We start from the raw sequence: 24476 nt of genomic DNA, 5'->3' as shown, positions 1-24476 counted from the left end.
ATTATGAAATGGTTGGCGATTAGCCTATTGCCTTTCACTCTGGTTGGGTGTCTTGAAGGGAACAAAAATACCGATCAACTGTGCCAAAGCAATCCGGGTCTTCAGTGTGAACAATTGAACATGAACGATGGGCAATGTCGTGTCGCACGTACCGACCTCATCTGGCATCGATTTGAAGTTCAGAAGCAACCCACCGAAATCAACAAAATTAAAGAATTCGAATTAGTCACTGCCTACAAAAAGTGCCTAGAGCTCGCGGCACAGATCGAAACGATCGATCAATCTAAGCTGCAAGAGCGTCGCTTTACCTCTTTAATGCACAGTATCGAAGAGTCTGAGCGCATTGTTGATGAGCTATCGAAATCTGATACACCGGAAACGCTTTACTTCTTGTGGTCGCAAACTGGGGACACCAATGCCAGACGCAGTTTCCTACAACTAGAAGGCTCTGAAGCGTTAAACACAGCTGAGATGCAATATGCCTTGGCAACCTTCTATACCACCCGCAATCATATAAAGACACTTAAGCTACTCAATAATGCGCTAACGCTTTCTAATGGCTCGGTAGCCAACACTGAAATCTTCAAGTCGATGGCCAGTATCAACCACAGCCTGGGACATATGGAAAAAGCGTACGTTTGGGCAATGGTTGCCAAAGACTTTGACGTGCCGATTGCTTCTGAAGCCGAGCTCACGGTGTTGTACCATTTCGACAAGGCAACCTATAAGAAGCTAAATAAAGACGCAGATAACATCGTCGAAGCGATTGAGGATGGAATTTACAGCCCTTCAATCGTCCCGAGTTACTGATCGCTTCATTTATAGTGTTCTTACTTAAGCTTGTTACTCACCTGCTTTCAAATAAAAACAGCTACCTTTTTGGTAGCTGTTTTTATTTGTACTAGAGTTAAATCTGAAATCTTGGGCGTTTCAGCATTCCTAAATCGACAAATGCGACCTGTAAGGATTAGACAATAGTTACAAGTTATTTCGTACTTTCGTCATTTTTGTTGAAAATTAACGACACTGAATTAACACAGAACCGTTCACCTGTGGTCTTCGGGCCATCTGGAAAAACGTGACCTAAATGGCTATCACAGGCGGTACAACGGATCTCTACACGCTTCATTCCGTGACTTAGATCTTCTATATAGCGTACTGCTTCATCATTCACTGGGGCATCAAAGCTTGGCCAACCACACCCAGAGTCATATTTGTTATCCGACAGAAACAAAGGGCTTTCACAGCATGTGCAGCTATAGACGCCAGTCTTATGGTTGTGCAGTAACTTGCCGCTATATGGGGCTTCAGTACCACGCTCACGACACACTGAAAATTCGTCGTCCGTTAGGCGCTCACGCCAGTATTCATCAGGCTTTATCATATTTCCTCCCTTTTGAATCACGTTAATATCTCTCCACATTCTCAGTTATTATATTTACTTTTTTCTATAAAGGCTTGCATATGAGTCGTTTTGTAGCACATACTTTCTCACCAGGAAACATTGTACATATACACTCATAAGTGAATCATCATTTAGGGGTATTTTACCCAACTGGAAGGGTACAGAGCCACTTGCAATGGTCAATTTTCAACCACTTACACCCAATTGTTAAGAAAAGCGTCGCTTTTTTTTGACATTAAACAAGTTAAGTCGGATTATCTATTGCAGATGTATACTGGATTCTGTAATTTTACTACCAGTTATCTTTAATCAGAAATTAAGTTGTGGAGCAACTACAATGACTATCAAAGTAGGTATTAACGGTTTTGGCCGTATCGGCCGTTTCGTATTCCGCGCAGCTCAAGAGCGTGCAGACATCGAAGTAGTAGGTATTAACGATCTAATCGACGTAGAGTACATGGCATACATGCTTAAGTACGACTCAACTCACGGCCGTTTCAACGGTACTGTTGAAGTTGAAGGCGGTAACCTAATCGTTAACGGTAAAACTGTACGTGTTACAGCTGAGCGTAACCCAGAAGACCTTAAGTGGGATGCTATCGACGTAGACGTAGTTGCTGAAGCAACTGGTCTTTTCCTAACTGACGAGACTGCACGTAAGCACATCACTGCTGGCGCTAAGAAAGTAGTTCTTACTGGTCCTTCTAAAGATGCAACTCCAATGTTCGTAATGGGCGTTAACCAAGCATCTTACGCTGGTCAAGACATCGTTTCTAACGCTTCTTGTACTACTAACTGTCTTGCACCTATCGCTAAAGTACTTAACGATAAGTGGGGCATTGAGTCTGGTCTTATGACTACAGTTCACGCTACTACAGCAACTCAAAAAACTGTAGATGGCCCTTCTGCTAAAGACTGGCGCGGTGGCCGTGGTGCTTCTCAAAACATCATCCCATCTTCAACTGGTGCTGCTAAAGCTGTAGGCGTTGTTCTTCCAGAACTAAACGGCCTTCTAACTGGTATGGCTTTCCGTGTACCAACTGCTAACGTATCTGTAGTTGACCTAACAGTTAACCTAAAAGAAGCTGCATCTTACGAAGAAATTTGTGCTGCAATGAAAGAAGCTTCTGAAGGCGAAATGGCTGGCGTTCTTGGTTACACTGAAGACCAAGTAGTATCACAAGATTTCATCGGTGAAGTTCAAACTTCAGTATTCGATGCTAAAGCTGGTGTTGCTCTAACTGACAAATTCGTTAAAGTTGTATCTTGGTACGACAACGAAATCGGTTACTCAAACAAAGTTCTAGACCTAATCGCTCACATCTCTAAGTAATTTCTTTTTAGAAATCGCTTTAGATAAGCATTAGCGAAGACTGTTTTGAGCAGACTTTGAAAAAGGCGACCTTAGTGTCGCCTTTTTAATGCCTGCTATCTTTTAAACCGCGTCTGTCTAAGCTCATCAAGATAGCCCAAACGCAAAATTCAATTCTAATACTGACTCTGCTTGTTACTCATGAAAACACAAGCATCACTCTAGTCAGCATTTGAATTCAATTTCCTTAGAAGGATCATGTAATGGATTTATCTACTCTACCTGCACTGGCGGTACTTTCTGACAACGTCACTATCGTTGAACACGAAGGTGTAAAACTGGTTCGCGTTATCCACGATAAAGCAAACGCAGCGATTTCACTGTTTGGCGGCCATGTGGTGTCATTCCAACCGCAAGGTCAAGAAGACCTAATTTGGATGAGCCAACAAGCTAAGTTCGATGGTAAAACGGCTCTGCGTGGTGGTATTCCAGTATGTTGGCCTTGGTTTGGTCGCATTGCAGCACCAGCACATGGTTTTGCCCGTTCAAGTGAATGGCAATTGGTTGAACACCGTGAAAGCGAAGCTGGCGTGATTGTTAGCTTAGGTCTGAAGCCAAGCGAAGAGACGCTAGCAGTATGGCCTCATCAGTTTGATGCTCGCTTGAATGTTGAGATCGGCGAACAACTAAAAGTAACGCTGGACGTGAAGAACACTGATTCTCAGCCATGGACTTTCTCTGGTGCACTACACACTTACCTAAACGTTGGCGATATCCACAACACAACCACCACTGGTATGGGTGCTGAGTACATTGATAGCCTGCAAGGTGGCAAGAACTGCCAAGGTGGATCTGAACTGGTACTGACCGACACGATTGACCGCGTTTACACGCAACCAGAAGCGCAAATCTTTGTTGCTGACAAGAAGCTGGATCGCACGCTAACAGTTGAAAACCACGGTCATAACTCTGCAGTACTGTGGAACCCGTGGGCAGAAGGCGCTGCAAGTATGGGCGACATGCAAGACGATGGTTACCTAACTATGATGTGCGTAGAATCAACACTGCACGCGCCAAGCCTAGAAGCCGGTAAAACACTCCGGCCGGGTGAAAACCACCAACTGATCACTGTGATTAGTGCCCAATAACCGTATAAATACAGTTATAAAAAACGATTTTTGAGCGGCTTTATGTCGCTCTTTTACTTTTTGGTTTTAGCTCGTTACACTTGCGCTGTCTATTCTCCTTTAGAGGTCTCCATGACTTACCAATGCCCTTTGTGTCACCAACCTTTATCTCAAAACGATCGTACGTTTAAGTGTGAAAAGAACCATCAGTTCGACCTAGCGAAAGAAGGCTACGTCAATTTGATGCCTGCGCACCACAAACGCTCAAAAGATCCAGGTGACAACAAAGAGATGATGCAGGCACGTCGTCGCTTCCTTGAAGGTAACCACTATGACCCAATGCGCCAAGCGGTGGTGACGTTGTGTTCTCGCTATCTACCAGAAGAGACGCCTAGCCTATTGGATATTGGTTGTGGCGAAGGTTATTACACCAACGAAATTGCTGTGAATCTTCAAGAAAAGAAAGGGGCTACTTTTGGCCTAGACATTTCTAAGATTGCTATCAAATACGCCGCTAAACGCTACCCTGCTGTCGACTTCTCAGTTGCATCAAGCCATCGCCTACCCTTTGCTGAAAACAGCTTAGACGGAATTCTACGCATTTACGCGCCTTGCAAGGCTGAAGAGTTACAACGCACCATCAAAGATAATGGTGTGGTGATCACCGTGACACCAGCTAGCCGACACCTGTATCAACTGCGTGATGCAATTTATGATGGCGTTCGCTTGCACGACGAAGATCCAGAAGTGATCGAAGGTTTTACGCTTGAGCATCAAGAGCAACTAAACTATATGATGGAACTATCGGGGTCAGATGCATTCGACCTGCTACAGATGACGCCGTTTGCTTGGAAGGCGAGTGAAGAGTTTAAACTACAACTCACCGAGGCAGAGCAATTCAACTGTGAAGCTGACTTTATGCTGCGAGTGTACCGCAAACAAATTTAATTGATATTGATTATCGTTTGCATTGAAATCTTATCTTGCCTCCTTTAGTATGCGTGTTCTTCAAGGAGGCATTTCATGCAACGTATTATTCTTATCGGATTAGCTACTCTTCTCACGGCTTGTGCTAGTCAACCTGCAAAAGACACTTCTCAAAAAGTGGCTCAAACGGAATCCGTTTCCACATTCTATGACTACCAGTTCGCTTCTCCACAAGGCGAAACACTTTCTCTCGATGCATTACCCGAGCAGCTGATTGACGCTGATGTGGTTCTAATTGGCGAATGGCACACGCATTCTGCCATTCACCGCTTCCAAACCGACTTCTTAAAAGCGCGCCGCAACGCAACATCAAACATTGCGCTTTCAATGGAACAGTTCACTCGAGAGCACCAAGCCACACTTGACCAATACTTAAACGGCGAAATTGGCGAACAAATTCTCATGTCTCAAGCGGCAGCTTGGCCAAATTACGAAAGTGATTACCGCGCGTTAGTTGAGTTCGCAAAAGCCAACGACGTCGATGTTATTGCGGCAAATGCACCAAAGCCATTCGTGCAGTGTATTGGCCGTAAAGGATTGCCTTACCTAGACCAATTATCGACCGAGCAACGCCAATGGATTGCTGCCGAAGTGGATACTGGCGATAGCCCTTACAAAGAAAAGTTCATGGCTTCTATGCATCACGGTACGCCAGAGCAAACAGAAAAGCAGTTTGCCGCTCAGGTTACCTGGGACGAAACCATGGCTGAGTCGATTGTGGATTACCTAGCATCAAACCCTGATAAACAAGTGATTCACGTGGCTGGCAAGTTCCACACCGAGGGTGGTTTAGGGACGGCGGCATCAATTCTACGTCGTAACCCTGATTTAAAAATCGCCATCATCAGCCCGGTTGAAGCGATCTCATCGGATAGCGGTGATTATCAGCTTGAAGTGCTTTCGCCGCCGGCTCGCTTTGTAAAAAAAGAGAACCGAATGAAGGCATACAAGCATCTGTCAAAACGTAGCGCTAGCCTAGAGTGTGAGTAGGATCTGTTGATCCACTCTTCTAAGCTAAAGAGTCGATGGGCTAATCCTAGATAATTAGCCCATCGTCACAACTTGATCACGTTCCCGTCATTCATCCTAACTCTATCTAAAATCAAACATTCTTATCGGCACAAGACTTGCTTAGTAAATAGACGATTTAACCAAGCAGACGAAAATGTAATGTGCGAATAAAAAAACATCACTATCGATGATTAATTGCACAAGTTTTTCACACCTCTGCCGATACTATATTTAAGGATAGGTAAGGAGAGCTATATGACGCCAGTAGGAACGAGTAATACTCAGCTGTATTCGCCTTCGCAGATGAACGCTAAGAGTTCAGCTAACGAAGCTGAAAAGCCTACACCGCTTAAGGTTGAGCAAAATACGGTTAGGCTTTCTGATGAAGGCAAAGCACTCTTATCTGTCCTAAAAGAAATTGATAAAGAAGCGAAGAAAGTCGAAGCAGAAAACGCGACAGTTACCGATAAAGTTGAGTCATTCGCTCATGGTGCCTTGGGTATGGATCACCCAGATAAGATTGAAGAAGAAGATGATGGTTCTTATTCAGCGGGGCAATACCTGTCCGCAGCGGCAACCGTAGGCGGTATTCTTCTCGCACTCATTTAGCCTTGCCAACCTATCGCATTCTCTAGAATAAAAGCGATTTATCGTTACGACAATAGACCCGATTAGGTCTAAAAAACGAGTTCATTCCATAATTCCGCTCTCATTTTAATGGAATAATACTCGTGAAAAACACTTTTGAGCTTATCGATAAGCCAACCTTTTTTGGTGCTATAGCACTCCTACTCACGATAGTTTTCCCGCTCATTTTGTTCCCTGCACAGGGCGCAGACTGGATTGCGGTTGCGAAAACATTCATGACTGATCAACTCGGATTCCTGTATCTTGCTCTAGGTCTCGCAGCCTGTGCATTTATGGTGTACGTAGTATTCAGTGATATGGGACAAATTAAACTGGGCGAAGCTGATGAAGAGCCTGAGTTTAAAACTGCATCATGGGCTGCCATGCTATTTTGTGGCGGTATCGGTGCAAGTATCTTGTATTGGGGCTGTATTGAGTGGGCTTACTACTACCAATCACCGCCTTTCCAACTAGAACCTGGCAGTGAAGAAGCAGTACGCTGGGCTGCGACCTACGGCCTATTCCACTGGGGACCAATCGCATGGTCTATCTACCTAATCCCGGCAATTCCTATCGCTTACTTCTTCTACGTACGTAAACAACCTGTTCTAAAGATTTCAAGCGCATTAATGCCTGTTCTTGGTGAACACCGTTGTAAAGGCGTACCAGGAAAAATCGTTGATATCCTATTCATTTTCGGTCTATTAGGCGGCGCTGCAACAACATTAGGTTTAGCCGCTCCTCTGATCACTGAAGGTCTAAATCACCTATTTGGTCTACCTAAAAATAACCTAACGCAAGTGATGGTGCTTTTAGTGTGTACTGCGATTTTTGCTTACTCATCTTATGCTGGATTGGAAAAAGGCATCAAGATCCTAAGTAACATCAACTTCTGGGGTGCGATGGGTCTACTGGCTTTCGTTCTGATCGCGGGTCCAACAATCTTCATGTTAGAAACAGGCTTAGACTCAATTGGTCGTCTACTGTCTAACTTCTTCGTGATGGCAACGTGGGCTGAACCATTTGGTGGTTACGGTACATTCGAAAACACTCACTTCCCACAAGACTGGACGATTTTCTACTGGGCATGGTGGCTAGTATTTGCACCGAGTATGGGTCTGTTTGTTGCGCGTATCTCTCGCGGCAGAACCATCAAACAAATGGTGTCAGGGTCGATCTTCTTTGGTTCTCTAGGTTGTTTCCTGTTCTTCATGATCTTAGGTAACTACGGCCTATCACTGCAGCTTTCTGGTGAGCTAGATGTCGTTGCCATTTTGAATGCGGAAGGCGCAACCAAAGCTATCTTCTCGATGCTTGCACAATTACCAATGAGCACGCTGGTTATCGCTGTATTTACAATGCTGTGTATCATTTTCACGGCAACAACATTTGACTCTATCTCATACATCCTAGCGTCTGTTGTACAAAATAACGTGACCGAAGAACCAATGCGCTGGAACCGTATGTTCTGGGCATTTACTCTGTCGTTCTTACCAACGATTCTAATGTTCTTAGGCGGTCTAAGTACGCTACAAACGGCGGCGATTGTTGGTGGCTTACCACTGCTTGCTATCTCTGTGATGCTGATGATTTCAGCGGTTCGTGCGACTAACCTCGACCTACGCCATCAAGATGCGTATATCGAGCCAACGATCAACATCGAAGAACTGCCAGACATGGACCCTTGGTCTGCTGAAGGTATGGCGTTGGCTCAGTTTGAGAAAGAAAGAGATGCAGCACAAGAAGCCGCAGAACTTGAGCGTGTTGCTTACACAGAACTTGCCGCAGTGAAGAAAGAAATTCGCGCTTATGTGTTAGAACAAGGTTCACAAATGGAAACTCACGAGTTACCAGAGAACCTACAACAAGCACTTGAGCAGGCCGAGAGTAATCTTAGTGCCGCACAAGCGAAAAAGATCGAGTTATCTGAGCAAGCTCAGAATGCTCGTATCACGTTCAATCAGGTGGTTGCAGACTTACCGCTTGCTTGACATTAGCCATGACACAGTCCATTGATTTGGACCCTCCTAAATACGACAAAGGCTCACAGAAATGTGAGCCTTTTTTTTATTCGGGTGATTGACTAGTCTTCGTTAACTAGCGGTTCGGGTGGTTCAAGATGTGATCTTCCCAATCGACAACATCGATTTCGTATACCACTTTGTTACGAACACTTTCACCTGCAGCATGCATCTCTGATTTAGAACCCGTAATCAATGGGTGCCACTCAGGAATCGGTTTAGATTCAGATAGAAGACGGTAAGCACAAGTATCTGGTAGCCAATGGAATTCATGAATCTTGTCACGAGTCAGCTTCAAACACTCTTCACCTGAAGTGAAGCGGTTCGGGTAGTCTTTACAAGAACATGTTTTGTCGTTTAACCAGCTGCACGCCACGTTGGTGTAGTAAACTTCATCACTATCTTCATCCATTAGTTTATGCAGGCAACACTTACCACAACCGTCACACAGTGATTCCCACTCGTTCTCGGTCATTTGCTCTAGTGTCTTTTCTTGCCAAAATGGATTCGTCATAGGATTACTTCTTACTCTTTTACTGGGGTGCGTGTTATACCGCTAGCCCATAAAAAGTTCAAGGATAATAATTGTTCATTCTTTGATTCAATCAACAGCTGTCACTCTCATCATTTTTTGCTACTATCGCGCACCCTGTTATTTAGTGAGTTTAATTTGATGGAATGTCGCCTAGGTTGTGGAGCTTGTTGTATCGCTCCAAGTATTACATCTGCTATTCCTGGAATGCCTAATGGTAAGCCTGCTGGCGTACGCTGCATTCAATTAAATGAGCAAGATCTATGCAAATTATTTGGTCAACCTTCACGCCCGAAGGTATGTCACCAGTTCAAAGCCTGCCCTATCATCTGTGGTAAAACAGACCAAGAAGCGCTTGATAACCTTATTGAGCTCGAAGCAATAACTTAACAATACTTTTCTTCTTATATATGCCCAAGATTTCACAACTTTGATAGAACTAAACTATCTTATTGATACTGGTAAAGATTAATAAGGATAGTTATGAATAAGTATATCGCAGAAATATTCGGTACATTTTGGTTGGTGTTAGGTGGTTGTGGTAGTGCCGTCTTAGCCGCTGCTTTTCCCGATGTAGGTATCGGCTTACTCGGGGTTTCCCTCGCGTTTGGTTTAACCGTACTCACCATGGCTTTTGCTATTGGCCATATATCCGGCTGTCATCTCAACCCTGCTGTTACAATTGGTCTTTGGAGCGGTGGCCGCTTTGATGCCAAAGACGTCGCACCTTACATTATTGCCCAGGTCATTGGCGGTATTATCGCGGGTGGTGTGTTATTTGTGATTGCTTCAGGCCAAGCAGGCTTTGACGCTGCGGCATCTGGCTTTGCTTCAAATGGTTATGGTGAACACTCACCGGGCGGCTACTCGCTCACAGCAGCTCTCGTTTGTGAAGTGGTCATGACCATGGTGTTCCTATTCGTGATTATGGGCGCGACGGATTCGAAAGCACCCGCTGGGTTTGCACCTATCGCAATTGGTCTTTGTTTGACCCTAATTCACCTTATCAGTATCCCTGTAACCAATACCTCGGTGAATCCTGCGCGAAGTACTGGTGTAGCCGTATTTGTCGGTGATTGGGCCGTTTCGCAATTGTGGCTATTCTGGATTGCACCGATTATTGGTGCCGTGATTGGCGCGATGATATACAAAGCGGTGAGAGGTTCAGATTAGTGTACAACTAACTTATTGTAATCAGTTAAGTTTAATCTATTGAAGCAGCTTAACTGATTACATATTCCTAAAGAATCAACCACCTCTATCCGGCAACTCAATATTATCATCGCTACACAGGTGGATAGTAAAAGCCATTAGATACAAAGCTCTAATTTCACACTAATTAAATAGAATTATTGTTCTAAATCACAAACTTTAAAACACACCTATAAACCTTACCCAATGTTGTATATTTCTCTTGAGTATTCAAATACATATGAAATAAGTCATTACAATAACAAAATCAAAAACAGTAATAAAAACAAAAGATTACCACTATCATTCCGTTCGACCGCAGTGGTCTACATAACTAAAGCTATCGGAATATACAGTGAAAAAAACAATTATAGCGCTAAGCACTTTGGCATTGGCTTCAACTTCAGTTTCTGCATTTGACCTTAACCCTGAATTTTTTGTTGGTGGCGGTGTTGGTTATCACCATGCAAAGTTTGAATATAAATTTAATGAAGTTGATGAAGTTGACGGTAACGCCTCTGGTAAAGAGTCAAACACAGCGAAAGGTGCAGCTTTTAGTGTACGTACAGGCGCTTACTTAACTCCAAATCATCGTGTAACGTTGACTGCAAATTTTACAGGTGATAACGAGCTTTACTCTGATAGTGATGAGTATGGTAAATATACTGAAAACCTAAAGCAGTCAGAGTACCTTGCGTCGTATGACTATTTACATTATCTGACTTCTGAATTTGCACTATTTGCAGGTGCTACAGCTGGCGTTGTACAAAATACTCTTACTTTTGAAGACAAATACAACGGAGAAACTTCTAAAGATAAATACAAAGAAACCGACTTCACATATGGTCTACAGGTAGGTGCTCAATATAAGATCAATTCAAATTGGTCTGCAGATCTTCAATACCGTCATATGTTTGAGTCAACTTCGGTTTCTCAATCAGAGTCTTGGGACAATGGTCACTACAAAGATACACACACTGTGAAAAACCACGGCGAGTTGACACTGAGCGTAGATTACCGTTTCTAATTTTCGCTAGCAATTCCCCCAAAAATACAAAAAGCCGCTCAATGAGCGGCTTTTTTAGATCTTATGACGACCGAGTAAGGAGTGCGAAAGCGTGGTGCCATCCACCAGCTCTAGCTCACCACCAACGGGAACACCATGAGCGATACGGCTAGCGTTCACTTCATGGGCATTACATAGCTCAGCAATGTAGTGCGCTGTCGCTTCCCCTTCAACTGTTGGGTTAGTCGCTAGGATTACTTCCGAGATATCACCACGACGCAGGCGGTAGTCCAAAACATCGAGACCGATGTCACTTGGACCAATACCATCAAGTGGTGAAAGGTGGCCCATCAATACAAAGTAACGGCCTGAATATTGTCCTGTCGCTTCTATTGCTGCAATGTCTGCTGGGCTCTCTACTACACAGATTTGACCATTTTCCTGACGTTTAGGATTGGTACAAATGTGGCAAGTATCTTCTTCAGTAAAAGTACGGCACTCATTACAGTGACCAATTTCGGTCATTGCTTGGCTAAGAGCTTCAGCCAACTGTAGGCCGCCTTTTCTATCGCGCTGTAACAAATGAAAGGCCATACGCTGCGCCGACTTGGGGCCAACCCCAGGTAGACAACGTAAGGCCTCCATCAAATGCTCCAGCATATGACTGGTACGCATATTTAACCGTTCTAATTTTCAAGTAACGATTTACTCAAGATAAACCGCAGCTTGAATAAACCTTTAGAAATAGTTTCTTAGAAAGGCATCTTCATACCTGGTGGAAGTTGCATTCCGCCAGTTACGCTAGCCATTTTCTCTTTTTGAGTTTCTTCAACGCGACGAGCCGCATCGTTGAAAGCAGCAGCGATAAGATCTTCAAGCATCTCTTTATCGTCTTCCATTAGGCTTTCATCGATATCAACACGGCGAACGCTGTGGCTACCAGTGATCGTTACTTTTACAAGGCCAGCACCTGACTCACCTGTAACTTCCATATTTGCGATTTCTTCTTGAAGCTTTTGCATGCGCTCTTGCATTTGCTGGGCTTGCTTCATCATGTTGCCCATACCGCCTTTACCAAACATGTTAATACTCTCTGGTCTAATTGGTTTATTAAAATTAATTAAGCTATACGAGCTTAAATGGGGGTTAAAACAGTGTGATTCAACCCCTCGATGTTCAGTTCTCAGATTTGCTTATCTGGGATGATATGCCGGTCACTAAACAAGAAAACGTTCTAGATAGGACGAACGCTGTCTCTGTCGAGTTCAGCGGCAAAACGTCTTTCAATGAACTGTACGTTGGCATCGTTTTCTAAAGCGGTAAACGCGTCTTTCAACTTACCTTGATACAGTCGTTCTCGTAATTCTAGCGGCGTTTCTCCACCATCACCGATTTCAACACTCAAATGACACTCTTCTCCAAGCACAGTATTGAGAGACTGCAATAGCTCACTCTGCGCACGGTCGGTATTCAAATGAGCTTGGCTCGCTCTTAACGTTAAAGTGATTGATGTGTCGTTTTTAGCAAACACTGAGTTCAATGCTAACTGTTCAACAAGCTTGGCTGTCTCTAGCTTTTGAATCGTGGCTGACCATTCATCTTGAGCAATCGACTCTTGAAGCAATTTATCGACCATTTCTGGTGTCTTAATATGCTCCAACGCACGCTTGATCTGAGTAGGTGTAAGCTCTTTGCTTACCTCTTTCACTACAGGTTTAGACGGTTTCCAGCGATAAGGTTCATTATCGTTGGTCACATTTTCTGTCGAAGAGGATGATAAAGAAGCTGGCGACACCCGCTCAGAACCACCGTGTTGCTGAGCAACTCGATCAAGAACTGAAGTTTTAGCTGGTGTCGCTTTAGCCTTTTTTGGCGCCGAGCCTTTGTTTTCTGTTGCCGAACTGCCTCTACGTTGAGAACGTAATTGGTGGCGTAAACCACTCACAGGCGAAGTTGCACGCGCTGGCTGCTCTTGCGGAGCAGAAGGTGCAGCGCTTGGCTGTTGAACCGGACTCTGGTTTTGATAATTCGTTTGTTGCTGCTGAGGCTGCTCTGCACCGTAGCTTGGACGCTCATCATAAGCAGGAGGCGCGTCATACTGGCTATGCGGGTAATCCTGCTCAGGATAACCTTGGTTGCCTGAATGTTCAGCGTAACCTTGCAAATCTGAATACTGTGCTGGATTCTGCTGCACGGGTGGCTGCTGCATAGCTTGCTGTTGAGGCGCCTGTTGTTGCATCTGAGGCTGTCTCGGAGCTGCCATTGGCGCAGGTTGACTCACTGACTGAGCAACGTTCTGAGCTTGAGCTGCTGGAACTGGCGCTGGGCTTGCCGACTGAGTCGAGATTGCCGTAGCAACCGCTTGTTCAGCTGGTCTAAATGCCAACATGCGTAAAACCACCATCTCAATACCAACGCGAGCGGTTGGCGACAATGGTAAGTCTTCACGACCTTTCAATACGATCTGGTAGTAGAGTTGAATGTCTTGTGGGCTAAGCGCTTTGCTCAGTAGTTCAAGCTTCTCAGCGTCAGGCTGTGCCTTATCTAATGTAGATGGCAAAGCTTGGAACATCGCAAGACGATGCAGTTGGGCCGCAAGCTGATTCAGCAAACCATCCCACTCGACACCGTTCTCAGCAAGGCTTTGGATACACGCCATCGCTTGCTGTGGCTGCTTACTGCTAATCGCTTCAAGCAAGTGGATAGCTTGGTCGGTATCCAGTGTTCCGAGCATGTGAGCAACAGTATCTGTTACGACATTGCCATTACCCAATGCGATAGCTTGGTCTGTAAGGCTTAGCGCATCACGCATACTGCCATCAGCAGCATGAGCAATCATTCCAAGCGCACGAGATTCAGACGTCACATCTTCTTGTTCAAGAATATGATCGAGCTGCTCGTGAATATTATCAACGCTGATCGGCTTAAGATGGAACTGCAAACAACGCGACAAGATCGTTACTGGAAGCTTCTGTGGATCCGTTGTTGCGAGCAAGAATTTCACATACTCAGGCGGCTCTTCTAAGGTCTTTAGAAGCGCATTAAAGCTGTGCCTAGAAAGCATGTGGACTTCATCGATTAGGTAAACCTTGAAGCGACCACGTGCAGGCTTGTACTGAACATTGTCCAGAAGCTCGCGGGTATCTTCTACCTTAGTACGTGATGCCGCATCAATCTCAAGTAGGTCAACAAAACGACCTTCATCGATTTCTTTACAGGTTGCACATTCACCACAAGGTGTTGAGGTAATGCCTGTTTCACAGTTGAGCCCTTTAGCAAACAAACGGCCGATGGTCGTTTTACCGACACCTCGTGTACCGCTGAACAGGTATGCATGGTGCAACCTGTTCTGGCTAAGGGCATTCTCTAATGCTGTTAAAACATGGGCTTGACCAACCACTTCTTTGAATTTGGTTGGTCGCCATTTTCGCGCTAACGCAAGATAGCTCATGAATAATTCCGAAAAGGATTAGTGACCGTCGAATTCGCAGATGCTAAACACTTCTAGACCTAAGCCTTGTAAGCGCTTGTCACCACCGATTTCTGGAAGGTTAATAACAAATGCAGCGTGTTCTACCACACCACCAAGCTGACGAATCAACTTTGTTGTTGCTTCAATCGTACCGCCCGTTGCTAGCAAATCATCAACCATCAACACTTTATCGCCTTCAACGATAGCATCAGTATGGATTTCTAGAGTGTCGGTGCCGTACTCAAGCTCATAAGATTGTGCCACAGTTTGACGAGGCAGCTTGCCCGGCTTACGAACAGGAATGAAGCCAACACCTAGCTCAAGTGCCAAAGGCGCACCAAATAGGAAACCACGAGCTTCAGTACCAACGATCTTAGTAAAGCCCATGTCCTTGTATGTTTCCGCTAGCAGGTCGATAGTCGCTTTGTAAGCTACTGGATCTTCCATCAAGCTTGTTACGTCACGGAACAAAATACCCGCTTTAGGGTAATCAGGAATGCTTTTGATGCTTGCTTTGATCAGAGAGATTTTTTCTGTGTTCATAATCTTATGCACTTCATTAGGCCGCTTTCCAAACTCTCGTTAACGAATCAAACATCAACGCTCGGAATTAAGGAAAGGTACGATTGGTATTCATTGCAACGAGAGTCATAACTCTGATTGCTGAAATAATAAACGCCCGCTATACAAGCAGGCACACTGGCTTAATGGTAGTGATTTTCTTTGCTGTCAGCAACCAACTCATGGGTTGGAAGTCGCATAAACCATGTGAGAAGAATAACAAGTACACAAATTAGGAAAGCCTTGACCCAAATGATAGGGGCAAAGTAGATGGATAACGCAAAACTCAACAAGATAAAGAATACGCCACGCGTTTTAACTTGTTTGGTGACGGCACCGTGTTGATACCAATTGTTCAGCAAAGGACCCAGCGTTTTGTGCTCATGCATCCATTTATGAACTTTCGGATTGCTTCGCATGAAGCATGCGCTGGCAAGAAGGAGAAAAGGAGTGGTTGGCAGAACGGGCAAAACTATCCCTAGAACTGCGAGAAATATACAAAGGCCACCAGCAATATTGAGGCTTAAAACTCGAACGCTAATTGTGGCCTCCTTGAGTTAGCTATCACCAATCGGCGACGACAGCTTAACTAGAATGTTGCGTAACCATTGAATACACGGATCAACGTAAGTGTTGCTGGTAGCAATGGAATCATTAAAAATGCGGCTAAAAATCCTAAAAAGTAGAATACATTAAACGGGTCTTGAAAGTCTTTGTTATCTGCCATGATTGCTTCTTGTTTTTGTTAGTGAAGGTAAGTATCCGGCGAACCAAACCCGCTTTGCTAAATCGACATTTAACAAAAAAGGCATAGCCACACCATTTGCGCAACTATACCTTAATCAATTATTCACAAAAACCGAGGAAATATAGGGTTAATCAGTAGACCCTTGGTGTATGTCTAAACTAAAACTTGCCGCTCCAAGTAGGCTCAACGACAGTTGGCAGCCCTGTTCGATCGGAAGGTCCCGCGTAATAAAGTTCTTCTTGCAGTTCTCACCCAAGCGCTCACCTGCTGCAATATATTGATTCAATTCACCATTCGACCATTGCCCGTCTAGACCCGCAGGCAAAATGGAGATGGTTCCCTCGGCAAGGTCAGCAACACCAAACAAGGCATTCACTGGGGTGGAGCATTTAGAGCAACGAATCCCCTTCTCTAAGATTTCAGCAATATCTTTGAGATCAACATTAAAATCTTTTCTGTTTCTTATGTAATCGTGGAACAGCGCTCTCACTAACAATGTTGTCGCGGAGCCGCCATTATCAGACGACGATGAATCGACGAGGTAAAAAGCAAACTGCCCGTTCATCATCCACGCATAGTCAAACACAAGTGGCATCATCTCTGTTGATTGCAGTAACCGGTAACTGCAACGCCATGAGCCTTGTCGCGTATCTTTCTCTGGAAGCAGCGCATGCAGTAAGTCTTTTGCTGCGCTTGGGTTATCTTGAAGGTAATTCAGGTGCCAATGCAGTTCTTGGTCTTCAGGGATCTCTCCCCCATCATCCACACAGAACCATTGGCTCGAAAAATCTCGTTGGTCTGAAATGTTATCGAACGAATCTGTCAATGTATTCGCAATCGCACTTCCCAGGTGACGGTGATCCTCTAACGGCTTCGCCAAGAAGTCTTTAATACCAAATCGCAAGGCTTTCGCCACGTCAGACATATCATCAGTGCCAGACACAACGATCATAGGCAGTGACGGGTACTCTAAACTGAGCTCTTCCACAAGCTCTATGCCATCAAGTATTGGCATTGATAAGTCACACACAATTAAATCTGGCGCTGAGTCTCTAAGTTTCTGCAAAGCGTCCAGTCCATTTTCAGCCTCAACCACTTTATAACCGACCTTGTCTAGGTACGCGCTGGTTATACGGCGAAAAATAGGATCATCATCAACCAACATCACGCATTTTTGGTTAATTACTTCCTGAGCCAAGGTCATTACTGGCTGACTGTGAGTTTTGTACATAATCTATAACCTCACAAAACTAAGTCGAATTATTATTGTTATCTGTTCTAAGAACTAATATAAAACTTAGTAATAAAATGCTAAATACACAAATTTGCACTCTTTACTGGTAATTCGTGACGAGGGTTGGAATACTTGTAAATAGTGCAACGAGTTGACGTAACGCAAACATTGATCTCACTGTTACGTATAAATTAGATGAGATTGTAAACAAATGTGTCTGGATTTATGAAATTAGATGATTTAAACCTCTTTCGACTCGTCGTTGAAAATGGGAGCTACACCGCAACATCGCGCAAGACTATGATTCCGGTTGCGACCATCACACGACGCATCCAAGCCTTAGAAGATTCTTTGAACCTTAGGCTTCTCAATAGACACGCGCGTAAACTTTCTTTAACAGAGGCAGGCGAACGTTTCTTCAATGAATGCTCTCCGCTGTTGCAACGTCTCTCTTCTACTGCAGAAGAGTTAACTGACGTGTGCAAAGGCGCTTCCGGTAAGATTCGTATTACGGCACCCTCAAACCTGACCAAGCGCATGATGATGCCAATGTTCAGTGAATTCATGATTCAATACCCTGATATCAATATTGAGCTGATGATGAACAACCAAGCGGATCAGCTGGATCCAACGGAGTGGGACGTAATTTTCCGAGTCGGCCCTCAGCGTGATTCAAGCCTAATCGCTCGAAAAATCAGTGAAGTCAAAGATATTCTTATCGCGAGCCCTGAGTACTTAGCGAAGAACCCAGCTCCAAGCCATGCTGAAGAGCTAGCGAACCATTCGCTACTCAAAGGCTACCCGCTGATTAAGTGGCAGCTGAGTAATTCGAATGAAGAGACGGTGGTGAATAGCGAGAAAGGCCGTTTCAACGCCAATGCGCTTAATGTCGTAAGACAAGCGTGCTCAGAAGGCCTAGGTATCACCCTGATGCCTGACGTGATGATTCGTGAATACATTGAAGATGGCAGCTTAGTGCAAGTCTTAGAAGACTGGAGCGCTAACCCTCGTGATATTTACATGCTTTATAACCACAAAGACCATCTACCAGAGAAAGTGAGATTGTTTATTGATTTTGTGATCGCATACCACATTCATTAGGTCAATCCCCTTCTCTATAAACAAAAAACCAGAGCCGATGCTCTGGTTTTTTATTTTCTGTATCGCTAGCGAAACTCTGTATGACTAACGAAACGCTAGTTAAGCGCCTTCGTTGTGTAGCTCTAAGTTAGCAAGATCTTGTTGAATCTCACGCTGAACCTTTGAGTCGTCATTACGCAAAGAGTCTAGGAAATCTAGGTACACTTGGTCGATATCGCCCGTTACATACTCGCCGTTAAATACAGAAGTATCAAAACGAGAGATGTCTTGATTGCCCATGCCCACTGCAGAAATCAGATCTGGTAGCGTTTGGAAAATCAAGGCGTCTGCGCCAATCTGCTTACAAATCGTTTCGTTATCACGACCATGAGCAATCAACTCTGTCGCGCTCGGCATATCAATGCCGTAAACGTTAGGGAAGCGAACCTCTGGAGCAGCTGAAACCATGAAGACCTTATTTGCGCCAGAATCACGAGCCATCTCAATGATCTGCTCTGATGTTGTGCCGCGAACGATAGAATCGTCAACCAGAAGAACGTTCTTACCTTTAAACTCAGAGCGAATTGCGTTGAGCTTACGGCGAACCGACTTCTTACGTTGTTGCTGACCTGGCATGATGAATGTGCGGCCAACATAGCGGTTTTTCACGAAACCTTGACGGTATGGCTTATTGATCGCTTGAGCGATTCGTAGCGCAATATCGTTTGATGTTTCAGGGATTGGAATAACTACATCAATGTCTAAGTCTGCGTACTCTTCTTTAATACGCATACCAAGCATCTCACCCATCTCAACGCGTGCGCTGTAAACCGAGATTTTGTCGATGAATGAATCTGGGCGTGCAAAGTATACAAACTCAAAGATACATGGGTTTAGTTGTGGGTTGTCTGCACATTGCTTAGTGAAAAGCTCACCGTCAAACGTTGCGTAGATAGCTTCACCTGGTGCTACGTCGCGCATGAAGTCGAAACCAACAGCATCGAGTGCTACCGATTCAGACGCAACCATGTACTCTGTTTTACCTTGAACTTCACGCTTACCAAGACACAATGGACGAATACCATGTGGGTCACGGAATGCGATCATACCGTGGCCGATGATCATCGCCGTTACGGCGTAAGCACCACGAATTGTACGATGCACATTTGCCACAGCGCGGAAAACGTCATCTGAAGTTACGTTACCTTTAACAGTATCGATCTCATGAGCTAATACGTTCAGTAGAACTTCAGAGTCAGAGGTTGTGTTTACATGACGACGGTCTTTTTCGAACAACTTCTCACGAACTTCGTTTGCGTTCGTCAGGTTACCGTTGTGCGCCAACGTAATGCCAAAAGGAGAGTTTACGTAGAAAGGCTGAGCTTCAGACGCACTTGAACTACCCGCAGTAGGATAACGAACATGGCCAATACCAACTTCACCTTGTAGGCGCTGCATGTGTTTTGCTTCAAAAACATCTTTTACTAAACCGTTCGCCTTACGCAGACGGAAACGATTGCTTTCTATGGTACAAATACCAGCGGCATCTTGGCCACGATGCTGCAATACCGTTAAAGCGTCATAAATAGACTGGTTTACAGGTGTTGAACCCACGATTCCAACAATACCACACATGTCCTAATCCTCGATTTTTCGACATTAACTGGCGCTAGAGCGCGCCAGATAAGAAACTAGATGTTGCTTGTAAATGCTCGAAGAACGGCGCAATGATTCGACTAAATTCTGGAACCAATTGCGAATTCTTCCACCACTCAGAACTTGGGAATGCAGTAAACGCATCCATGAAAAACAACACTGCAGAAACAATCAAAACACCACGTAAGCCACCAAAGACGACACCGAGGATTCTGTCTGTACCTGACAGGCCTGTTTTCTGAACTAGTTGACCGATGACATAGTTAACTAAGGCACCCACAACTAACGTTGCAACAAACAATGCTGCTATCGCAGTTCCGTTTCGAAACATCTCATCTTCGATATTGGTGAAGTACATCGCTAATTTAGCGTAGTACTGGCTAGCAATAAAAAATGCTCCAAACCAAATAACGAGTGACAAGGCTTCTTTAGCGAAACCACGAACTAAACTGATCACGGCAGAGAAGCCGATCACGCCTAAAATGACAAAATCTAACCAATTCATGAATTCTTCATCTTAAGTTGGCGCGCATTTTAACAGAAAAAATGCTGACGCAAACGTTTTCTTATGGATTTAACGGTTTAAATTTGAGCAACTGGCCTTTTGAACCCGTAATTTTTTCTAATTCCTTAATTTGTCGCTCAAGTTTGGATTTAGAGACATCCGGGCCAATAATTACTCGCGTAAAAGTTTTTTCTTGCTTGGTGTGAGCCTGATAACCGCGCTTTTGCAGATCCTTAACAACGTTTTTTGCGTTGTCAGCATTCTTCAAAGCCATCAATTGAATAATCCAAGCACTGTCTTGGTATTCATTTTTTTCAGGTACCGGCTTAACCACAACTGCCACTTTGTCTGCTTCTTTATCATTAGAAGAAGACGCGGTTTGCGTGTTTGAATTATCAGTACGACCACTTTCAACCACTTGCTCAACCGGAGAATCCGGTAGCGCTATCTGATCTTCAACGGGATCGAGTACTTCAAACACTTCAACATTACTATCAAGCTCAGGCTTAATTGGAATGCTTGCAAACTCTTCTTTGTAGTGGAGCTTCTTACCATCTAGTACATCGGGCAATACAATCACGCCAATGGCCACTAAAATGATGGTGCCGACTAACCGGCTTTGGAATTTACTTGCCATTTAGTTTCCTTTTTTCTGCCAATGCTCCAACACTTCACCCACTGTATGGAAAGAACCGACAACCAACACAACATCGTCACCTTTAACAGAAGCTAAAGCCGCTTCAAACGCTACAACAGGGTTTGAATACCGCTCTACACCTTCAGGTAAGCTTTGACACAATTCAGCGGCTGTTGCGGCTCGTGGGCCGTTCAGCGAAGCTGGGTACCAATGTGTTGTTATTGGAGCTAATACTTCCAATGTCGCGGGGATATCTTTGTCATGAAGCATGGCGACTACAACGTGTAAATTTTTGCCTGCATACTTCTTCGCGACTTGCTGCGCAAAGTACTCAGCAGAATGCGGGTTGTGTGCTACATCAAGCACAATCACCGGTTGTTCGCTAATTTGCTGCATACGCCCAGGAAGCTGCGTATTCTTCATGCCGTTAACCACGTTCACGTCGCTAATACTAAGCTCTGATGTGCCCAATGCCATCAACGCTGTTGCAGCGTTAGGTAACGGCAGGCTTGGAATAGGTAGCGATTCTAGTTGGAATGCACCACTGCGCCAGTTCCACGTATCACCGTCAACATCATAAGTGTATTGAATACCGACTTGGTAGAACTCAGCCTTAATGTCATCAGCGTGCGCTGCAACCGTAGCCGGTGGCTTGGGTTGACCACAGATAGCGGGTTTACCGCTACGATAAATGCCCGCTTTCTCAAAACCAATCACATTGATGTCATCACCTAGCCAGTCAACATGGTCGACAGCCAAACTAGTAATCACAGAAACATCATGCTCAACGATATTGGTCGCGTCTAAACGCCCGCCTAAACCCACTTCTAAAAGCACAACATCAACCGCTTCAGTTTGAAATGCACGTAACGCCGCTAAAGTGCCATATTCGAAAAAACTCAGGCTGATTTCGCCACGCTCTTTCTCAATGAAATCGAAAGACTGAACCATCTTTTCATCAGATAGATCTTGGCCGTTGATACGAACACGTTCGTTATAGCGAATTAAGTGAGGAGAGCTGTAGACACCAACTGAGTAACCAGCGTCCAATAGAATCGCTTCCATCAGTGCACATGTTGAGCCTTTGCCATTGGTTCCGGCAACAGTAATAACATGTTGAGCAGGTTTGGTGAGGTTTGCCTTAGAGGCGACGGCCTGAACTCGGTCTAATCCAAGATCAATAGCGCTTGTGTGGATGTTTGATAAATAATCAAGCCACATCTCCAAAGAGGATGTGGCTTGAGGAATAGGTTGTTGACTCATCTAACTCATAACCATAATTAAGTTGGTTTGTTAGAAGGTACTTTACCCTTTTTCTGGCGCTTCTGGTACTTCATAAGTAGCTTCATTCGGTGAATCGTTCACAGAAACTACTAATGGTGAAGGCTGGTTGGTCATTTTAGCAACAAGGCTTGCAACGCGCTGACGCATCTCACGACGGTCAACAATCATGTCGATAGCACCGTGGTCTAGTAGGAACTCACTGCGTTGGAAACCTTCAGGAAGGTCTTCACGTACCGTTTGTTCGATTACACGACGTCCAGCAAAACCGATCAGTGCTTTTGGTTCACCAATATTGATATCGCCAAGCATTGCCAAACTTGCAGAAACACCACCCATTGTTGGATCAGTCATAACTGAAACAAACGGTAGGCCTTTCGCAGATAAACGCTCAAGCGCAGCACTGGTTTTCGCCATTTGCATTAGAGACATCAATGCCTCTTGCATACGAGCACCACCACTTGCAGAGAAACACACTAAACCACAGTTGTTCTCGATAGCAGCATCTACCGCTTTCACGAAACGAGCACCAACAACAGAACCCATTGAGCCGCCCATGAATGAGAATTCAAAAGCACACGCTACGATAGGTAAACCCAATAGTTCGCCTTTCATTGCAACTAATGCGTCTGTTTCACCACTGTTCTTTTGAGCAGCAGAGATACGTTCTTTGTAACGCTTAGAGTCTTTAAACTTCAGCTTGTCTTGTGGCTCAAGATCAGCACCTAGTTCAACACGCTCACCTTTGTCTAGGAATGTATCCAGACGACGACGTGCTTTCATGCGCATGTGATGGTCACATTTTGGACATACTTCTAGGTTACGCTCTAGTTCAGCATGGTACAGAACCTGCTCACAAGAAGTACATTTCGTCCAAACACCCTCAGGGATAGACGCTTTACGAGATGTTACGATGTTGCTTTTTTCTAAAATCTTTTCAAGCCAACTCATGGAAGACCTTTTTGTTTCGATTCTTCCGCTTGATTGCGAAAGAAATAAATTTGGGAATTATGCGTGGGAATTAAAGCACATAAAACAGCGACTGTAGATAAAAAACTGGTTGTACCTATTTTCTGGGACTATCTTACGCACTAAACCGTAATAATTTTTGAACCTAAGTCTCACATTTAGTTCAAATTATCCGGTAAAAATAGAGGACCAATTGGCTCTCGTGGTAGCTCAAAATGTTCAGGATAATCAACATCCACCAGATACAAACCTTCCGCTTTTGCAGTTGCGCCGGCTACTTTTCGATCTTTAGCTTCTAAAAGCCACTGGATCCACTCTGGTTTCTGCTCACCTTTACCTACGGCAATAAGGCTACCCGTAATATTCCTCACCATGTGGTGAACAAACGCATTCGCTTTAATATCGATCACAATGTAGTGTCCATGACGAGTCACGTTCAAGTGAATCATGTTTCTCCATGGGCTACGAGATTGACAGTGTGTTGCCCTGAACGAAGTGAAGTCATTCTCACCAAGTAAGTACTGACCCGCTTCATGCATTTTTTTCTCATCAAGATGACCATGATAATGGCTCACACCTGAATTCAAAATGCCTGGGCGTAGTGCATGGTTAAAGATAATGTAGCGATAACGGCGGGCAGTAGCCGAGAAACGAGCATGGAAATCCTCATTCACTTCTGTCGCCCAACGAACCGCAATATCTTTTGGCATGTTGGCATTCGCGCCCATTGTCCATGCCACCATTTTACGATCGACATTAGTTTCAAAGTGAACGACTTGTCCCGTACCGTGAACACCGGCATCTGTACGACCTGCGCACATAACTTCTACAGGGTGATTCGCGACAACTGAAAGAGCCTTTTCCAATTCTTCTTGGACACTTTTCACGTCTCGTTGGCGCTGCCAACCAAAGTAGTGGGTACCGTTATATTCAATACCTAAAGCAATTTTCATGTTCTTGTTCTCTTTGAAAATGGGCGAGAAGTATATACGGAAATCAGTGCTAGCCCAAATAGGATGGGGCTAAAACTTCAATAAACAATCAGCATCGACCGAGACGATGCTGTTGAAAAACCAAATGAAACGATAGCGCTCTGTATCGCCTTAAAATAAAG

General features: G+C 44.5%; 26 protein-coding genes. 11 read left to right on the top strand and 15 right to left on the bottom strand.

The window, feature by feature from the left end:
- The first annotated feature begins 3 nt into the window (after positions 1–3).
- Positions 4–810, top strand: a complete 807-nt coding sequence (locus A6D97_RS16740; protein ID WP_017059380.1) for a DUF2989 domain-containing protein — start codon at positions 4–6, stop codon at positions 808–810.
- Positions 811–985: 175 nt separating this feature from the next.
- Here A6D97_RS16740 and msrB read toward each other — a convergent pair whose 3' ends face one another.
- The gene (gene msrB / locus A6D97_RS16735; protein WP_080582205.1) at positions 986–1423 is read right to left on the bottom strand and encodes a peptide-methionine (R)-S-oxide reductase MsrB; all 438 of its coding nucleotides are present in this window, start codon (positions 1421–1423) and stop codon (positions 986–988) included.
- A gap of 319 nt (positions 1424–1742) precedes the next feature.
- Between msrB and gap the strand changes: the two genes are divergently transcribed.
- The 6 genes from gap to A6D97_RS16705 all read left to right on the top strand — a co-directional run bounded on the left by gap (position 1743) and on the right by A6D97_RS16705 (position 8460).
- On the top strand, positions 1743–2738 hold the full coding sequence (gene gap, locus A6D97_RS16730; protein WP_017059382.1) for a type I glyceraldehyde-3-phosphate dehydrogenase: 996 nt from the start codon (positions 1743–1745) through the stop codon (positions 2736–2738).
- A gap of 242 nt (positions 2739–2980) precedes the next feature.
- Positions 2981–3865, top strand: a complete 885-nt coding sequence (locus tag A6D97_RS16725) for a D-hexose-6-phosphate mutarotase (RefSeq protein WP_017059383.1) — start codon at positions 2981–2983, stop codon at positions 3863–3865.
- Between the two features lie 111 nt (positions 3866–3976).
- Complete coding sequence (gene rlmA / locus A6D97_RS16720; RefSeq protein WP_017059384.1) at positions 3977–4792, top strand: 23S rRNA (guanine(745)-N(1))-methyltransferase; 816 nt, start codon at positions 3977–3979, stop codon at positions 4790–4792.
- A 75-nt stretch (positions 4793–4867) separates the two neighbouring features.
- Positions 4868–5821, top strand: a complete 954-nt coding sequence (locus tag A6D97_RS16715; protein WP_017059385.1) for a ChaN family lipoprotein — start codon at positions 4868–4870, stop codon at positions 5819–5821.
- 276 nt (positions 5822–6097) lie between these two features.
- Positions 6098–6451, top strand: coding sequence for a hypothetical protein (locus A6D97_RS16710; protein WP_065584854.1), 354 nt, complete (start codon positions 6098–6100; stop codon positions 6449–6451).
- Positions 6452–6573: 122 nt separating this feature from the next.
- Positions 6574–8460, top strand: coding sequence for a BCCT family transporter (locus A6D97_RS16705; RefSeq protein ID WP_017059387.1), 1887 nt, complete (start codon positions 6574–6576; stop codon positions 8458–8460).
- 106 nt (positions 8461–8566) lie between these two features.
- On the opposite strand, the gene A6D97_RS16700 is transcribed toward A6D97_RS16705, so the two are convergent.
- Positions 8567–9004, bottom strand: a complete 438-nt coding sequence (locus A6D97_RS16700; protein ID WP_017067609.1) for a YcgN family cysteine cluster protein — start codon at positions 9002–9004, stop codon at positions 8567–8569.
- A 159-nt stretch (positions 9005–9163) separates the two neighbouring features.
- Here A6D97_RS16700 and A6D97_RS16695 point away from each other — a divergent pair, with 159 nt between their 5' ends.
- From A6D97_RS16695 to A6D97_RS16685, 3 genes are all read left to right on the top strand, one after another.
- Entirely contained in the window at positions 9164–9412 is a 249-nt protein-coding gene (locus A6D97_RS16695; RefSeq protein WP_004734153.1) for a YkgJ family cysteine cluster protein, read from the top strand.
- A 93-nt stretch (positions 9413–9505) separates the two neighbouring features.
- Complete coding sequence (gene aqpZ / locus A6D97_RS16690; RefSeq protein WP_065584853.1) at positions 9506–10195, top strand: aquaporin Z; 690 nt, start codon at positions 9506–9508, stop codon at positions 10193–10195.
- A gap of 373 nt (positions 10196–10568) precedes the next feature.
- On the top strand, positions 10569–11240 hold the full coding sequence (locus tag A6D97_RS16685) for an outer membrane beta-barrel protein (protein WP_065584852.1): 672 nt from the start codon (positions 10569–10571) through the stop codon (positions 11238–11240).
- 54 nt (positions 11241–11294) lie between these two features.
- On the opposite strand, the gene recR is transcribed toward A6D97_RS16685, so the two are convergent.
- From recR to A6D97_RS16655, 7 genes are all read right to left on the bottom strand, one after another.
- Positions 11295–11894: a recombination mediator RecR gene (gene recR / locus A6D97_RS16680; RefSeq protein WP_019823189.1), complete on the bottom strand. Its 600-nt coding sequence runs from the start codon at positions 11892–11894 to the stop codon at positions 11295–11297.
- Positions 11895–11971: 77 nt separating this feature from the next.
- The gene (locus A6D97_RS16675) at positions 11972–12301 is read right to left on the bottom strand and encodes a YbaB/EbfC family nucleoid-associated protein (protein ID WP_017062338.1); all 330 of its coding nucleotides are present in this window, start codon (positions 12299–12301) and stop codon (positions 11972–11974) included.
- 152 nt (positions 12302–12453) lie between these two features.
- Positions 12454–14670 (bottom strand): DNA polymerase III subunit gamma/tau, encoded by a 2217-nt coding sequence (gene dnaX / locus A6D97_RS16670; protein ID WP_065584851.1) that lies wholly within the window; start codon positions 14668–14670, stop codon positions 12454–12456.
- An 18-nt stretch (positions 14671–14688) separates the two neighbouring features.
- Entirely contained in the window at positions 14689–15234 is a 546-nt protein-coding gene (gene apt, locus A6D97_RS16665) for an adenine phosphoribosyltransferase (RefSeq protein ID WP_017062340.1), read from the bottom strand.
- 161 nt (positions 15235–15395) lie between these two features.
- Positions 15396–15767 carry a YbaN family protein gene (locus A6D97_RS16660; RefSeq protein WP_029225617.1) on the bottom strand — a complete coding sequence of 124 codons (372 nt, stop codon included), beginning with the start codon at positions 15765–15767 and terminating at the stop codon, positions 15396–15398.
- Between the two features lie 74 nt (positions 15768–15841).
- Positions 15842–15979, bottom strand: coding sequence for a hypothetical protein (locus A6D97_RS22070; protein WP_017067606.1), 138 nt, complete (start codon positions 15977–15979; stop codon positions 15842–15844).
- 148 nt (positions 15980–16127) lie between these two features.
- Entirely contained in the window at positions 16128–17231 is a 1104-nt protein-coding gene (locus tag A6D97_RS16655) for a response regulator (RefSeq protein WP_065584850.1), read from the bottom strand.
- A 228-nt stretch (positions 17232–17459) separates the two neighbouring features.
- Between A6D97_RS16655 and A6D97_RS16650 the strand changes: the two genes are divergently transcribed.
- On the top strand, positions 17460–18335 hold the full coding sequence (locus tag A6D97_RS16650; RefSeq protein ID WP_017062344.1) for a LysR family transcriptional regulator: 876 nt from the start codon (positions 17460–17462) through the stop codon (positions 18333–18335).
- 99 nt (positions 18336–18434) lie between these two features.
- Here A6D97_RS16650 and purF read toward each other — a convergent pair whose 3' ends face one another.
- From purF to truA, 6 genes are all read right to left on the bottom strand, one after another.
- Positions 18435–19949 carry an amidophosphoribosyltransferase gene (purF, locus tag A6D97_RS16645; protein ID WP_017062345.1) on the bottom strand — a complete coding sequence of 505 codons (1515 nt, stop codon included), beginning with the start codon at positions 19947–19949 and terminating at the stop codon, positions 18435–18437.
- Positions 19950–19983: 34 nt separating this feature from the next.
- A complete protein-coding gene (locus tag A6D97_RS16640; protein WP_009848678.1) occupies positions 19984–20475 on the bottom strand; it encodes a CvpA family protein in 492 nt (163 codons plus the stop codon).
- Between the two features lie 61 nt (positions 20476–20536).
- Entirely contained in the window at positions 20537–21112 is a 576-nt protein-coding gene (locus tag A6D97_RS16635; RefSeq protein WP_017063432.1) for an SPOR domain-containing protein, read from the bottom strand.
- On the bottom strand, positions 21113–22375 hold the full coding sequence (gene folC, locus A6D97_RS16630; protein ID WP_065584849.1) for a bifunctional tetrahydrofolate synthase/dihydrofolate synthase: 1263 nt from the start codon (positions 22373–22375) through the stop codon (positions 21113–21115). It abuts the gene before it with no gap.
- A gap of 42 nt (positions 22376–22417) precedes the next feature.
- On the bottom strand, positions 22418–23344 hold the full coding sequence (gene accD / locus A6D97_RS16625) for an acetyl-CoA carboxylase, carboxyltransferase subunit beta (protein ID WP_017062348.1): 927 nt from the start codon (positions 23342–23344) through the stop codon (positions 22418–22420).
- A gap of 176 nt (positions 23345–23520) precedes the next feature.
- Entirely contained in the window at positions 23521–24315 is a 795-nt protein-coding gene (gene truA / locus A6D97_RS16620; protein WP_004734161.1) for a tRNA pseudouridine(38-40) synthase TruA, read from the bottom strand.
- Between the last annotated feature and the right edge of the window lie 161 nt (positions 24316–24476).

Source organism: Vibrio sp. ZF57 (assembly GCF_001691235.1).
In the GTDB taxonomy this organism is placed as follows: domain Bacteria; phylum Pseudomonadota; class Gammaproteobacteria; order Enterobacterales; family Vibrionaceae; genus Vibrio; species Vibrio crassostreae_C.
This window is presented reverse-complemented; position numbering and strand designations above follow the sequence as displayed.